Origin of the sequence: Kurthia sp. ISK08 (assembly GCF_046159805.1) — a bacterium.
GTDB lineage: Bacteria > Bacillota > Bacilli > Bacillales_A > Planococcaceae > Kurthia > Kurthia gibsonii.
On the sequence record NZ_JBJXHL010000018.1, the window covers coordinates 1 to 455 of the forward strand.

At 35.8% G+C, this 455-nt stretch carries 1 protein-coding gene; it reads right to left on the reverse strand.

The features are described 5' to 3' along the window. Positions 1-53 precede the first annotated feature (53 nt). On the reverse strand, positions 54-455 hold a 402-nt coding region (locus tag ACKVQX_RS14475), incomplete at its 5' end, for an ATP-binding protein (protein WP_409136446.1).

Consider the following 455-nt stretch of genomic DNA (forward strand, 5'->3'; position numbering starts at 1 on the left):
TGTCACCGTCAACCCAAATTGAACATTTTTTGCTCATTAAGGATGAACACTTTTTATTCGGTAAAGATTCTTTGTTGATGTTTTAAACGATGACTTTCATTGTTCATATGAATGACCTCGACTCTGTGTAACAGGCGGTCTAAAATAGCAGTCATCATCCCTTGGTTATCCACTAACTCTGTCCATTCTTCTGGACTTCGATTTGATGTCAATATTAGCGAACTTTGTTCGTATAGCTGATGTACGAGTTGAAAGAATAAAGTGGCTTCCCGTTGATCTAAAGCCATATACATCACATCATCAATAATAATTAAATCTGATGCTCTCAAACGTTTTAATTGGATTTGTGAGCGATGTGTAAATTCTTCTGTTTTCAATAACTGAATTAATTCTCCCATTGTTATGAAATAGACTTGAAAGCCTTTTTGAATGGCTTCAATGCCTAAGCCTACGGC